General features: G+C 60.2%; 13 protein-coding genes. 9 read left to right on the top strand and 4 right to left on the bottom strand.

The features are described from left to right. Nucleotides 1-3: 3 nt before the first annotated feature. From fruK to B3229_RS19970, 3 genes are all read right to left on the bottom strand, one after another. Complete coding sequence (fruK, locus tag B3229_RS19980; RefSeq protein WP_033750346.1) at nucleotides 4-942, bottom strand: 1-phosphofructokinase; 939 nt, start codon at nucleotides 940-942, stop codon at nucleotides 4-6. Next, complete coding sequence (gene fruB, locus B3229_RS19975) at nucleotides 939-2,069, bottom strand: fused PTS fructose transporter subunit IIA/HPr protein (RefSeq protein ID WP_286873778.1); 1,131 nt, start codon at nucleotides 2,067-2,069, stop codon at nucleotides 939-941. The genes fruK and fruB overlap by 4 nt, the downstream gene beginning before the upstream one ends. A gap of 274 nt (nucleotides 2,070-2,343) precedes the next feature. Beyond that, a complete protein-coding gene (locus B3229_RS19970) occupies nucleotides 2,344-2,598 on the bottom strand; it encodes a YkgJ family cysteine cluster protein (RefSeq protein ID WP_048781486.1) in 255 nt (84 codons plus the stop codon). A 160-nt stretch (nucleotides 2,599-2,758) separates the two neighbouring features. Here B3229_RS19970 and yeiP point away from each other — a divergent pair, with 160 nt between their 5' ends. The 9 genes from yeiP to yejF all read left to right on the top strand — a co-directional run bounded on the left by yeiP (nucleotide 2,759) and on the right by yejF (nucleotide 13,634). Then, nucleotides 2,759-3,331, top strand: coding sequence for an elongation factor P-like protein YeiP (gene yeiP, locus B3229_RS19965; protein ID WP_048781476.1), 573 nt, complete (start codon nucleotides 2,759-2,761; stop codon nucleotides 3,329-3,331). 72 nt (nucleotides 3,332-3,403) lie between these two features. Beyond that, on the top strand, nucleotides 3,404-4,390 hold the full coding sequence (locus tag B3229_RS19960) for a CobW family GTP-binding protein (protein WP_286873774.1): 987 nt from the start codon (nucleotides 3,404-3,406) through the stop codon (nucleotides 4,388-4,390). A gap of 33 nt (nucleotides 4,391-4,423) precedes the next feature. Then, nucleotides 4,424-5,125 (top strand): phosphatase PAP2 family protein, encoded by a 702-nt coding sequence (locus B3229_RS19955; protein ID WP_048781478.1) that lies wholly within the window; start codon nucleotides 4,424-4,426, stop codon nucleotides 5,123-5,125. 545 nt (nucleotides 5,126-5,670) lie between these two features. Then, complete coding sequence (mepS, locus tag B3229_RS19950) at nucleotides 5,671-6,240, top strand: bifunctional murein DD-endopeptidase/murein LD-carboxypeptidase (RefSeq protein ID WP_065426286.1); 570 nt, start codon at nucleotides 5,671-5,673, stop codon at nucleotides 6,238-6,240. A gap of 225 nt (nucleotides 6,241-6,465) precedes the next feature. Then, nucleotides 6,466-8,046, top strand: coding sequence for a cyclic di-GMP phosphodiesterase (locus tag B3229_RS19945; RefSeq protein ID WP_286873769.1), 1,581 nt, complete (start codon nucleotides 6,466-6,468; stop codon nucleotides 8,044-8,046). Nucleotides 8,047-8,106: 60 nt separating this feature from the next. Next, the gene (locus B3229_RS19940) at nucleotides 8,107-9,915 is read left to right on the top strand and encodes an extracellular solute-binding protein (protein ID WP_286873766.1); all 1,809 of its coding nucleotides are present in this window, start codon (nucleotides 8,107-8,109) and stop codon (nucleotides 9,913-9,915) included. Between the two features lie 10 nt (nucleotides 9,916-9,925). Beyond that, the gene (locus tag B3229_RS19935; protein WP_286873764.1) at nucleotides 9,926-11,011 is read left to right on the top strand and encodes a microcin C ABC transporter permease YejB; all 1,086 of its coding nucleotides are present in this window, start codon (nucleotides 9,926-9,928) and stop codon (nucleotides 11,009-11,011) included. Next, entirely contained in the window at nucleotides 11,008-12,033 is a 1,026-nt protein-coding gene (locus B3229_RS19930) for an ABC transporter permease (RefSeq protein WP_193390068.1), read from the top strand. The genes B3229_RS19935 and B3229_RS19930 overlap by 4 nt, the downstream gene beginning before the upstream one ends. Beyond that, nucleotides 12,030-13,634 (top strand): microcin C ABC transporter ATP-binding protein YejF, encoded by a 1,605-nt coding sequence (gene yejF / locus B3229_RS19925; protein WP_286873762.1) that lies wholly within the window; start codon nucleotides 12,030-12,032, stop codon nucleotides 13,632-13,634. Before B3229_RS19930 ends, yejF begins: the two co-directional genes overlap by 4 nt. On the opposite strand, the gene B3229_RS19920 is transcribed toward yejF, so the two are convergent. After that, nucleotides 13,621-13,941, bottom strand: a complete 321-nt coding sequence (locus B3229_RS19920; RefSeq protein ID WP_033750373.1) for a hypothetical protein — start codon at nucleotides 13,939-13,941, stop codon at nucleotides 13,621-13,623. The genes yejF and B3229_RS19920 overlap by 14 nt on opposite strands. Nucleotides 13,942-13,989: the final 48 nt, after the last annotated feature.

Here is a 13,989-nt window from a genome sequence, read left to right as displayed (position 1 = left end):
CTGTCAGTTAACGGGTTGTAAGTCGACGCGCGCCATCATCGCGGCCAACTGGGTACGATCGGTAACGCCGACATTGCTCTGGCTGACGGCCATGGCCGCCACCGCCGTCGCAAGACGCAGCGTGTGTTCGCTGGATTCGCGCATCAGCAGGCCGTAAATCAGGCCGCCGACCATTGAGTCGCCCGCGCCCACGGTGCTGACCACTTCGCACACCGGCGGTTTGGCGATCCATTCGCCTGAGGCGTTGACCCAGAGCGCGCCCTCCGCGCCCAGCGAAATCACCACGTGGGCGATGCCCTGCTCGCGCAGCTCATGCGCCGCGCCAATCACATCCTGCAGCGTCGGCAGTTTGCGTCCGGCCCAGATTTCCAGCTCGCGACGGTTAGGTTTCACCAGCCAGGGCGCGGCTTTCAGGCCCGCCACCAGCGCTTCGCGGCTGCTGTCGAAAATAATGCACGGGCAGTGGGTGCGCAGGTCGCTCATCCAGCGGGTAAAGGCTTCCGGCTGCACGCCTGACGGCAGGCTGCCGCTGACGCACACCATGTCGAACTGGCCGAGCCAGGTCAGCGAATCGCTGGTAAAGCGATCCCAGTCCTGCTGGCTTACGTCAAAGCCGGAGAAGTTAAGATCGGTCACGTCATTGTTCTGCTCAGTGAGCTTGACGTTGATACGCGTGCGGCCCGGCACCACCTGAAAACGGTTGGCGATGCCCAGCTCGCTGAACAGCTGCTGAAAGCCGTCCTGATTCTCTTTGCCGAGGAAGCCGCCTACCGTGACGTCGATGCCGAGATCTTTCAGCACTTTCGCCACGTTAATGCCTTTGCCGGCCGCATGCAGGCCGGTGGTTTTCACCAGGTTGACCTCGCCGCGCTCGATCTCCGGGACAAAACCCACCAGATCGTAAGCGGGATTCAGCGTAATAGTTGCGACGCGTCTGCTCATGCTGCCCCCTCGCCCAGGCCGGAATTAATCGCCTCTTCAATGGCGTCCAGCGCCTGCTGCGCATCTTCGCCGCTGGCGGTAAAGCGCAGTCGATGGCCTTTCTTCACGCCCAGCGCCACCACTTTCATCAGGCTGCGGCCGTTGGCCGGTTTGCCGCTGCCGTCGAGGTTGGTAACGGTAATATCGCTGTTGAACTGTTTGATCACGCTGACCAGCGCCGTGCCGGGACGCGCGTGCAGCCCGTGCTCGTTGCGAATGGTGAACTCTGCGCTCAGCACTTCGGCCTGCTCGTCCACTTCGCTGGTGAGCAGCGCGTAGACGCCCGCCGCGTCCGCTTTCAGCAGGCGATCCGCCTTGCCGTTTTGCAGCAGCGTGCTGAGATAGCTCAGCACCTCCAGCGGTCGCTCGTCGACGGCGGATACCGTGACCAGCAGCGCCACTTTCTCGCCCTGATGTTCGCCCGGCGCGGCGGCGCGGCTGACCGCGACCGCGCTACGCAGGTTGCCGCGGCTGCTGTCGCTCAGCCAGATGCCCTGACCCAGGCTCAGCGGCGTCGCGGCCATTACGTCGGCAACAAAGCTGGCGTCTACCGCGCCTGCGGCCTGCAGGCGGCCGGCATTCAGCGCCTGCAGCGTAATCAGGTCGCTGGCGGCGACGTCTAAGGTAATCAGCGAGGTGTCGAAGCTGAATTCGGCCGCCTGTTTTTCGCCCATCAGCAGCGCGCGCAGATCTTCCGCCGAGGCGGTTTTGAGCTGTTCGGCGACGCTGTCGTCGCTCAGCACGTGCGTCAGCTGACGCAGCAGCGCCAGGTGTTCGTCAGATTTCGCCGCGATGCCGATCGCCACATAGGCAGTCTGGTCTTCGCCCCAGGCGACGCCCTGCGGAAACTGAAACACCTGCACGCCGGTTTTCTGCACCAGATCGCGCGTATCGGTGGTGCCGTGCGGAATGGCGATGCCGTTGCCCAGAAAAGTTGAGGTCTGCTGCTCGCGCGCCAGCATGCCGTTGACATAGCCTTCCGCAACGTTGCCCGCTGCGGTCAGCGCCGCCGCGACCTGACGGATCGCCTCTTCTTTATTTTGTGCGCTGGCTCCGGTGTGGATGGCCTGCAATTCGAGCTGGAACATATTTCTCCTCGCTTACTGAAATTGAATCGTTTCAGCCTGATGGCCGTTTAAAGCGCGGCGACGGGGCGCAAAGCGCGTCTCTGCCGCGCTGAAACGTTTCAAGGAGTCTGGTACAGCCCATCATGCCATGCAAGAAAATGCGTAAAATGCGTAGCAGATTTTTGATGTTACGCACACTTCATAACAGAGAGAGTAAGAATAACCTCAGGGAGCTGAACGCGCGCTGTAACGGTTTGCTCGCGCTTCGGCGCACGCGTCAGCAAGTTCAGCTCGGTCAGGGCGCGGTGTCCGCTTCCAGCTGCAGCAGATAGATCATCGCGTCGTGGCGCGTGGCGCCGCACATATCGCGCGACGGCTGCAAACCGGCGCAGACGGCGGGCCGCAGCGGCGAGCCGAACAGTTTGCAGCGCAAATCGGCGTCAAGCTGAACGCAAGGGGTATTGGCGGGTTTGCCCTGAGGCATGCCGGGGATCGGCGAAGAGATCGAAGGCGCGGTACAGCAGGCGCCGCACTGACTACGGCATTGCATGATGCGCTCCAGCGAGAGTTGAGCCGCGACAATAGCAGGCCGCGCGCGCGAAAGCCATGTCTGCGTCCGCGCGCGCATTTTTTCCGGCGCCATATTGCCTGTTTAAGCCGGCGCGAGTAACGTGGCGCGCATCGGAATCCTTCTTTAAGCGAGAGTTGCAATGCCAAGAGCGAATGAGATCAAAAAAGGGATGGCGGTGAGCTGGAACGGCAAGCTGCTGATGGTTAAAGATATCGATATTCAGAGTCCGAGCGCGCGCGGCGCTGTGACGCTGTATAAGATGCGCTTCACCGATATCCGTACCGGGCTGAAGGTGGAAGAGCGTTTTAAAGGCGATGATATTCTGGACGTCATTCAGCTCAGCCGCCGCAGCGTCACCTTCTCCTATATTGACGGCGACGAATACGTTTTCATGGATGACGAGGACTACACGCCCTACTCGTTCAAAAAAGATCAGATTGAAGAAGAGCTGCTGTTTATTCCCGAAGGCGGCATGCCGGGCATTCAGGTGCTGACCATGGACGGCCAGGTGCTGGCGCTCGAGCTGCCGCAGACCGTGGATATGGAAATCGTCGATACCGCGCCGGGCATCAAAGGCGCTTCCGCCAGCGCGCGCACCAAACCGGCCGGCATGAGCACCGGTCTGAGCATTCAGGTGCCGGAATACCTGAGCAACGGCGACCGCATCCGCATTCATATCGCCGAACGCCGCTATATGAGCCGCGCTGACTAGCAGACGCAGTTTGTGTTATAAAGTAACATTATGGCCGCTTTCGCGGCCATTCTCGTTTAAGGAGGCAGGAGCATGACGCGCGTTAATCTTATTACCGGCTTTCTCGGCAGCGGCAAAACCACCCTGCTACGCCATCTGCTGGCCCGCAAGCCGGCGCAGGAAAACTGGGCGATTCTGGTTAATGAGTTCGGCGAAATCGGCATCGACGGCGCGCTGCTGCGCGACAGCGGCGCGGCGTTAAAGGAGATCCCCGGCGGCTGTATGTGCTGCGTCAACGGCCTGCCGATGCAGGTGGGACTGAATATGCTGCTGAAACAGCACCGCCCGGATCGCCTGCTGATCGAACCCACCGGTCTCGGGCACCCGCGCCAGCTGCTGGAGATGCTGAGCGCGCCGGTTTATCAGCCGCTTCTGCAGCTTAACGCCACGCTGACGCTGCTCGACGCCCGCCAGCTCGCCGATGCGCGGGTGACGGCCAATGAAAACTTTCGCGATCAGCTGGCGGCGGCGGATGCGATTATCGGCAACAAAAGCGACCGCTGGGACGAAAACGATCGTCAGCGCCTGCAGCAGTGGCAGCAGACAACGCTTAACGGCCGTGCTTTTATCGAAACGCGCTTCGGCGCTATCGACGCGGCGCTGCTCGATCTGCCGCGCACAAATCGTCAAGCGCTGCCGCAGCCTGCGCATCATCATGCCCATCTTCAACGCGACAGCGGCCTCGCCGCGCTGCGCCTCGATGGCGAGGCGCGCTGGCGCCGGGCGCTAAATGAAGGCCAGGGCTACGTTGCCTGCGGCTGGATCTTTGACGGCGCGACGCGGTTCGACGGCGGCGCGCTGCTGGCGTGGGCGCGTCTCGCCCCGGTCGAGCGCATTAAAGGGGTGTTGCGCACGCCAGACGGCACGCTGCGCCTCAATGGTCAGGGCGGCGATGTGCAGGTCGAAACCCTGACCGCCGATGCGCCCGACAGCCGTATTGAACTGATCCACTCGCAACCCGTGGACTGGAATCGTTTGCAGTCTCAGCTGTTGAGGCTTCGTTTAAACTGGCCAGGTTAGTTTCTGCCGTTAATTTTTATTTGAGTGAATACGATGCGCGCAACTCGTTTTGTCACAATACTGCTGCTCAACGCGCTTGGCGTTGTTCTGTTTCTCTCCTGGTATCTGCCGCCCGATCACGGTTTCTGGGCCGGCGTCGATAAAGGGATCTTCTTCAGCTTCAATAACCAGATGGTCGATCATCCTGGCTTTGCCCTGCTGGTGGCGATCACCAACTTCCGCGGCTTCGATCTGGTGTCGCTGCTGGCGATGGGCGCGCTCTATCTCTTCTACTGGCGCCGCGAAACGCCGCCGGGGCGCCGCCGTATGCTGGCGATTGGCGTCACCATGCTGCTCAGCGCGGTTGTTCTCAACCAGCTCGGCCACCTGCTGCCGGTGCAGCATAAAAGTCCGACGCTGTTTTTTGACAATGTCCATCGCGTCAGCGAGCTGACCGGCATTCCGGCCAAGGACGCCTCATCCAACAGCTTCCCTGGCGATCACGGCATGATGCTGATGATTTTCGCTTGTTTTATGTGGCGCTATTTCGGCTTCCGCGCCTTTCTTACCGGCGCGGCTATCGTGGTGATTTTCGCCCTGCCGCGCGTGATGGCGGGCGCGCACTGGTTTACCGATATCGCCGTCGGCTCGCTTTCGGTGCTGCTGGTGGGACTGAGCTGGGTGCTGCTGACGCCGCTGAGCGACGCGATTGTCAGCTTCTTTTACCGCAAACTGCCCGGCAAATATAAGCCCTGAATAGCCGCAGGTAATTAAATCTCAAATCTATTGATAAGCGCGGAGTGAAGAATGGCCATATTCTTATCTCTCCGCGCTTATTAAAATCCCGCCAGTATTATTAGCAAGCTAACCATATAGCGATATATAGAAAATATTATGATGTTTTCTGCTGATAAAGGCGCTTTCTCCCACGCTGTCCAGCGCTAAAGCTCTTAAAAAGCGCCCTACCCGAAGAATTGACCCCATTTGATGTCCTTATTTTAAGGATAATTTTCCAAAATTGCGGATAAAGTAACCAGTCTGTTAAAGACTGATTTCACATCAAAAAAAGCTATTAGAAATTACGTAAAACCACTCGCCACGGCGTCTGGAATCGGTTAACCTCCAAGGCGTTGAGGGTATGGCAGCAGAAAATTCGGCTCCTTTTTATACAAAAACGTGTTCGTTAACACATTTTAGTAATTAAGGAATTGTCTTAGAGAGCAGCGCTTATTAATCTCAATCCGTTTTGTCATCTGGCTGGCGACATTCTGTCGTAAGGACATCGAAGGAATATACGAACAATGGTCAAGTCTCAACCAATACTGAGATATATCTGGCGGATTGTGCCTGCAGTGGCGCTGGCAACACTCCTCTCGGCATGCAGCAGTACCGGTCAACACGCAAAAAACGAGAATCATGAAGTTAACAACCAGAATGGTTTTTTACTTCAGGCGTCTCAGGATGAATTTGAAGAGATGGTGCGGAGCGTGGATGTTAAGTCCCGCATCATGGAGCAATACGCCGACTGGAAAGGCGTTCGTTACCGTCTCGGCGGCGACACCAAACGCGGCATCGACTGTTCCGCTTTCGTTCAGCGCACTTTTCGCGACCAGTTCGGTTTAGAGCTGCCGCGTTCAACCTCTGAACAGCAGGACACCGGCAGCGAGATTTCACGCGGCAAGCTGCGTCCCGGCGATCTGGTGCTGTTCCGTGCCGGCTCAACCGGTCGTCACGTGGGGATCTATCTCGGCAACGATAACTTCGTCCACGCGTCCACCAGCAGCGGCGTGATGATTTCCAGCCTGAACGACAGCTACTGGAAAAAACGCTACCGCGAGGGGCGTCGGGTATTAAGCCGCAATCCCAGCTGATTCCTGACCTTCGATCGTTTCTCAGCCAGAGAAAACAGAACGCTGCTTCGGCAGCGTTTTTTTTCGCCCCTGCACCGGATAATTGCATAGTAATCACGTAAAAGTGATTGTTTATCAGAAGAATAACGAGACATTTCCTGCCTTCTCGTTATATTCTCATGGCCTTCGCCAGAGAGCAGTCGTGCACAGTCAATAATAAAAGATAAGACAAGGGGAAAGCACTTCATGCCATTGTCCAGGGCGCTGATGCGCCAGGCCACCTATCCTCGCCGCATTGCCTGGAGCAGCGCGATTTTCGGTAGCCTGTTCTTTATTCTGTTTACCCTGATTTTGCTGACATTCATCTGGCATAAGCGGCAGCTACAGCATCAACAGCTGCTGCACGACAGCCGCGATGCGCTACAGCAGTCGCTGGACAGATTAGTCACCCATACCCTGAATCCCCTTCTCTCTTTTAGCCGTTTCGACTGTCACGCCATCAGCCAGGAACTGACCTCTCGTGCCGCCTTCGCCGGCGATCTGCGGGCGATTTTGCTGGTGCGCGAAGGCTACGCTTTTTGCTCCTCGGCGACCGGCGCGTTTCACCTGCCGCTCAACGCCATTTCCGACCAGACCGATCTCAGCCGCGATCGCGATCTTCGTCTGCTGAGCGGCACGCCGTTACAGCCCGGCAAGCCGGTCTTCGCTCTCTGGCTGCGCAATCCGCAAAGCGTACAGTCCGGCGTGCTCGCTACCATCAACCTTAACCTGACGCCCTATCAGCTGCTGGCCTCTTACCATCCGGAAATTTCCGGCATGGCGCTGGTGGCGCAGAACAGCGCGCTCGCCAGCTGGCAGCCTGCTACGATCGCGAAGAGCGACCTGCCGCCGCAGCCGCTGATGCAGCTGGCGTTCGACGGCTATCCGCTGCAGTTTGTTCTCTATGGCGATACGGTATCGATGCGCGATATTCAGATGATCGTGCTGAGCGGCATTTTGCTGTCGCTGCTGGTAGGCGGCGGCTGCTGGCTGCTGCTGTCGATGAACCAGCGTCCCGGCAAAGAGATCCTGCTCGGCATCAAACGCGGCGAGTTTCACGTCGAGTATCAGCCGCTGATCAGCACCCTTAGCGGCCGCGCCTACGGGCTGGAAGCGCTGCTGCGCTGGAACCACCCCAGCGAAGGCCTTATCCCGCCGGATATGTTTATCAGCTACGCCGAGTCGCTGAACCTGATTATTCCGCTAACGCGTCATCTGTTTGAGCTGGTGGCGCGCGACGCGCACCGGCTCAATCCCTACGTGCCCGCCGGCACCCATATGAGCCTGAATCTTTCGCCGCTGCATCTGGCGTCGGAGAGTTTTCAACAGGACGTTAAGCGCTGGATCGCCGCGATGCCGGATAATCATTTCAGCTACGTGTTTGAAGTGACCGAACGCACCATGGTTCGCGATAAAAATGCCGGCGAGGTTTTCGCCTGGCTGCATCAGAACGATATTCAGATTGCGATAGACGATTTCGGCACCGGCCACAGCGCGCTGATCTATCTGGAAAAATATCCCTTCGACTATATCAAGATCGATCGCGGCTTCGTGCAGAGCATCGGGACGCAAACCCTGAACTCCCCGGTGCTGGACGCGGTGCTCCATCTGGCGAAGAAGCTGAACCTGAAAACCGTCGCCGAAGGCGTGGAAACCGGCGAGCAGGCGGCCTGGCTGGTGCAACACGGCGTCAGCCATATGCAGGGCTACCTTTTTAGCCGACCGCTCAAGCCGGACCGGCTAATCGACTATTACCGCAGCCGCAGCCTGGCGACGCTGGCGGGATAGCTGGCCGCACCGGAAACTGCTACGCTAGCCTGCGAATAACCACGGGAGAACCTGAATCCTATGCTGTTTCGCCTGATATCGCTGCTGCTGTTAATGGCCCTTTGCGCGCCGCTGCGCGCGGAAGTCGTGCGCGAAAGCCGCGCCTTCGCCACGCTGGGCGAACCGAAATACGCGCCCGGCTTCAGCCACTTCGACTATGCGGATCCCGCCGCGCCAAAAGGCGGCCAGCTTACTCAGGCAGTAGTAGGCACTTACGATAACTTTAACCGTTACGCCTCGCGCGGCAATCCCGGCGCAGGCACCGAGACGCTCTACGATCGCCTGTTTACCTCTTCCGACGACGAGCCGGGCAGCTACTATCCGCTTGTCGCCGAGTCGGCGCGCTATGCCGACGACTTCCGCTGGATGGAGATTCGCCTCAATCCGCGCGCGCGGTTTCATGACGGCACGCCCATTACCGCGTCGGACGTCGCCTTTACCTTCGCTAAGTTTATGCATGAAGGCGTGCCGCAGTTTCGCGTGATTTATCGCGGCGCGACGGTAAAGGCGCTGGACGGCCAGCGCGTGCGCATCGATCTGCCGAAGCCAGACCGGGATTTAATGCTGGGGCTGCTGACGCTGCCGGTGCTGTCGCAGCGCGACTGGCAGAATAAAAAGTTCAACGAGCCGCTGAGCGCCCCGCCGCTCTCCAGCGGCCCCTACCGCATCAGCCGCTATAAGCTGGGTCAGTATATCGAGTACAGCCGGGTGAAAAATTACTGGGCGGCGGATCTGCCGGTGAACCGCGGGCGGTTCAATTTCGATACGCTGCGCTACGACTACTACCTTGACGATAATGTCGCCTTCGAAGCCTTTAAGGCGGGCGCGTTCGACCTGCGCGAGGAGGGCTCCGCCAAAAAGTGGGCGACCCAGTATCGCGGCCGCAATTTCGACAATCAGCAGATTATCAAAGAGTCCACGCCTAACCAGGCGTCGACCAATACCACCTGGCTGGCCATCAACAACGAAAAGGCGCCGTTCCGCGATCGTCGGGTGCGCCAGGCGCTGACGCTGGCGTTCGACTTCGAGTGGATGAATAAGGCACTGTTCTACGGCGCCTATCAGCGGGTCAGCAGCTATTTTCAAAATACCGAATACGCCGCGCACGGCCTGCCGGACGCCGCGCAGCAGGCGCTGCTGGCGCCGTTTAAAGATCGGCTGCCGCCGGAACTCTTCACCATGCCCTACGCGCCGCCGCGCACCGACGGCAGCGGCTACGATCGCGCGAATCTGCTGAAAGCGTTGGATCTGCTGCGGCAGGCGGGCTGGCAGGTAAAAAACCAGCAGCTGGTGAACGCTCAGAGCGGTCAGCCGCTGCGCATCGAGCTGCTGCTGCGCAGCGGCGCCACTAACGACTGGGCGCTGCCGCTGCAGCATAGCCTGTCGCGCCTCGGCATCAGCCTGACGCTGCGCGTGGTGGACGCTTCCCAGTATCTGCGCCGGCTGCGCGAAGGCGATTACGATATGACCGCCAGGGTCTATCTGGCGATGCCCATCCCCAGTTCCGATTTGCAGGTCAGCTGGCAGTCCGACTACATCGACTCCTCCTGGAACAGCGCGCGGCTAAAAGATCCGCTGGTCGATCACTTTGTTAAAGCGATTGTGGCGCATCAGGGCGACAAAGCGGAGCTGCTGCCGCTCGGCCAGGCGCTGGATCGCATCCTGTTATGGAATGCCTATATGATCCCGATGTGGTACAACGCGGAAGATCGTATGGCCTACTGGGATAAGTTTTCCCATCCCGCCGTCAAGCCCGCCTTCGCCAGCGGGCTGGAAAGCTGGTGGTATGACGTGAACAAAGCCGCGCGTTTGCCGGCTGAACGACGCTGAGGAGCCTGAGTTGGCCGCCTATTTCTTGCGCAGACTGCTGTTAATTGTCCCCACGCTGTGGGCGATTATCACGCTGAACTTCTTTATCGTGCAGATCGCGCCCGGCGGCCCGGTCGATCAGGCGCTGGCCAACATTCAGTTCGGCCAGACCACCGGCCTGCCGGGCGGCGGAGAAAGCGGCGCGCGCGGCGCCCTCAACCGCGTCGGCCCCGGCGACAGTGAGTACCGCGGCGCGCGCGGGCTCGATCCGGAAGTCATCGCGGAAATCAAAAAGCGCTACGGCTTCGACAAGCCGATGTGGCAGCGCTACGTCGAGATGCTGTGGAACTATGTGCGCTTCGACTTCGGCGACAGCCTGTTCCGCAGCGCATCGGTGCTGCAGCTGATCAAAGAGAGCCTGCCGGTTTCCATCAGCCTGGGGCTATGGAGCACCCTGATTATCTATCTGGTGTCGATTCCGCTGGGCATTAAAAAAGCGGTGCGCAACGGCAGCGCCTTTGACGTCTGGAGCAGCACCTTTATCATCATCGGCTACTCGGTGCCCGCCTTTCTGTTCGGCATCATGCTGATCGTGCTGTTCGCAGGCGGCAGCTATTTCGACTGGTTTCCGCTGCGCGGCCTGACCTCGCCGCAATTTGACTCGCTCTCCTGGTACGGCAAAATCGGCGACTACCTGTGGCACATCAGCCTGCCTGTGCTGGCGACGGTAATTGGCGGTTTCGCCACCCTGACCATGCTGACTAAAAACAGCTTCCTGGATGAGATCCGCAAGCAGTATGTGGTGACGGCGCGTGCCAAAGGGGTCAGCGAGCGGCGCATTCTGTATCATCACGTTTTCCGTAACGCCATGCTGCTGGTGATCGCCAGCTTTCCCGCCACCTTTATCGGCATGTTTTTTACCAGCTCGGTGCTGATCGAGGTGATGTTCTCGCTGAACGGACTGGGCCTGCTGGGCTACGACGCCACTATCCAGCGCGACTACCCGGTGATGTTCGGCACGCTCTATATTTTCACCCTGATTGGGCTGCTGATGAATATTCTCAGCGATCTGACCTATACGCTGGTCGATCCCCGTATCGATTTCGAGGGCCGCTGATGCGCTTGTCTCCCGTTAATCAGCAGCGCTGGCTGCGCTTCCGCCACAACCGACGCGGCTACTGGTCGCTGTGGATCTTTCTGGTTATCTTCGCGCTGTCGCTCGGCGCCGATCTGCTGGCGAACGAGAAGCCGCTGCTGGTCCGCTATCAGCAGCGCTGGTTCGTGCCGCTGCTGGTGAGCTACAGCGAAAGCGATTTCGGCGGCGCGCTACCCACCGCCGCCGACTATCAGGATCCCTGGCTGCAAAAACGGCTGGAGCAGCAGGGCTGGGCGCTGTGGGCGCCGATCCGCTTTAGCGATAGCACTATTAACTTCGCCACTTCGGCCCCCTTCCCTTCGCCGCCCTCGGCGCAGAACTGGCTGGGCACCGACGCCAGCGGCGGCGACGTGCTGGCGCGCTTGCTCTACGGCACGCGCATTTCGCTGCTGTTCGGCATTCTGCTGACGCTGTTTTCCAGCGTCATCGGCATTATCGTCGGCGCGGTTCAGGGCTATTTCGGCGGCCGCGTCGATCTGATCGGCCAGCGCGTGATCGAGGTCTGGTCCGGCATGCCCGCGCTGTTTTTACTGATCCTGCTCTCCAGCGTGATCCAGCCCAACTTCTGGTGGCTGCTGCTGGTCACGGTCATCTTCGGCTGGATGGGGCTGGTCAGCGTGGTGCGCGCCGAGTTTCTGCGCACGCGTAACTTTGACTATATCCGCGCCGCGCGGGCGCTGGGCGTTAGCGACGGGCGCATTATGCTGCGGCATATGCTGCCCAATGCGATGGTCGCCACCCTCACCTTTCTGCCCTTTATCCTGTGCGGATCGATCGCCACCCTGACCTCGCTCGACTTTCTCGGCTTTGGTCTGCCGGTGGGATCGCCGTCGCTTGGCGAACTGCTGCTGCAGGGCAAAAATAATTTGCAGGCGCCGTGGCTGGGGCTGGCAGGCTTCTTTACGCTGGCGATCCTGCTGTCGCTGCTGATATTTATCGGCGAAGCGGTACGCGACGCCTTCGATCCGGCCAGAGGAGTGTGACGATGTCGCTGCTTGCCATTCATCATCTTTCCGTCGCCTTTTCCCGCGGCGGCGTGACGCGCAACGTGGTCGAGGAGGTTTCCCTCAGCGTCGACGCGGGCGAAACCCTGGCGCTGGTCGGCGAGTCGGGATCGGGCAAAAGCGTGACGGCGCTTGCGGCGATGCAGCTGCTGCCCGCGCCGCCGGCGAGCTACCCCGCCGGCGAGATTCTGTTTAACGGCGAGGATCTGCTGCGCGTTGGCGAGCGGCGGCTGCGCGCGCTGCGCGGCAACCAGATGGCGATGATCTTTCAGGAGCCGATGGTCTCTCTCAACCCGCTGCACACCATCGAGAAGCAGCTTTACGAAGTGCTCTCTTTGCATCGCGGCATGCGGCGCGAGGCGGCGCGCGGGGAGATCCTCAGCGCGCTCGATCGGGTCGGCATCCGCAACGCCGCCGCGCGGCTGAATGATTTCCCTCATCAGCTCTCCGGCGGCGAGCGCCAGCGCGTGATGATCGCCATGGCGCTGCTGACAGAGCCGGCGCTGCTGATTGCCGATGAGCCGACCACCGCGCTCGACGTGACCGTTCAGGCGCAAATCCTGCGGCTGCTGCGCGATCTGCAGCGCGAACGCAACATGGCCATGCTGTTTATCACTCATGATTTGGGCATCGTGCGCCAGCTGGCGGGCAGCGTCAGCGTGATGCGTCAGGGCAGAATCGTCGAGCAGAGCAGCAGCGGTCTGCTCTTCAGCCAGCCGCAGCATCCCTATACGCGACAGCTGCTGGCGGCGGAGCCGGAAGGCCGCGCCGTGCCGCTGCGCGACGACGCGCTGCCGCTGCTGCAGGTGCGCAATCTGCGCGTCGGCTTTCCGGTGCGGCGCGGCCTTTTCAGACGGCAGGTGGCGGAAAATGTCGCCGTCAGCAACCTCAGCTTTACCCTGCGCCGCGGCGAGAGCCTGGGGTTGGTAGGCGAATCCGGCTCCGGCAAAAGCACCACCGGACTGGCACTGCTGCGGTTGCTCGCCGCGCAGGGCGAAATCTGGTTTGACGGCCAGCCGCTGCATGCGCTGTCGCGCAAGGCGCTGCTGCCGCTGCGCCGCCGCATTCAGGTGGTATTTCAGGATCCAAACTCCTCGCTCAATCCGCGTATGACGGTGCAGCAGATTATTGCTGAGGGGCTGGCGGTGCATCAGCCCGCTCTCGGCGCCGCGGAACAGCAAGCGCGCGTTATCGCGGCGATGGAGGAAGTGGGATTAGAGGCGGAGAGCCGTCACCGCTATGCAGCGGAGTTTTCCGGCGGTCAGCGGCAGCGCATCGCCATCGCCCGCGCGCTGGTGCTGGAGCCGCAATTGCTGGTGCTGGATGAGCCGACCTCGTCGCTGGATCGCTCGGTGCAGAAACAGATCCTCACGCTGTTGCGCAGCCTGCAGCAGCAGCGCCAGCTGACCTATCTCTTTATCAGTCACGATCTGCAGGTGGTGCGCTCGCTGTGCCATCAGGTGATGGTGCTGCGCCAGGGCGAAGTGGTAGAGCATGGCGACTGCGAGAGGCTGTTCGCCGCGCCCGCTGCAGATTATACGCGCGAGCTGCTGGCCTCGGCGCAGCTTAGTGACCGTTGAAGGTTTCCGCGATCGCCACGCCCTGGTTTTTCAGGCAGCAGCTGGTGGCGCTTTCGTCGCTGCGCAGGATAAAGAGGCATGGCGAGCCTTCGCACTCCGCCACGCGGCACTCGACCTGAATCGACGCCAGCGCGTCCTGCAGCTGATGCATAATTTCCCAGCCGGGGTGCCCGTCGTGGCTAATCAGGCGCAGCGCAATGAGATCCTGCTCATTGGCGACGCCCTCTTCCGCCACGATGGCGCTATGTAGCTCGCTGGCCCAGCGATAGCGCTGCGGCAGACGATGCACGATGGAAAGTTGCAGCATAGTTAATTGATATCCCCAGAGCGATTAACTTCAGTCACGATGAACAGC

Source organism: Pantoea sp. UBA5035 (assembly GCF_002415245.1).
Lineage (GTDB): Bacteria > Pseudomonadota > Gammaproteobacteria > Enterobacterales > Enterobacteriaceae > Pantoea > Pantoea septica.
Note: the sequence above shows the minus strand (reverse complement) of the source record. Positions and strands in the feature narration are given on the sequence as shown.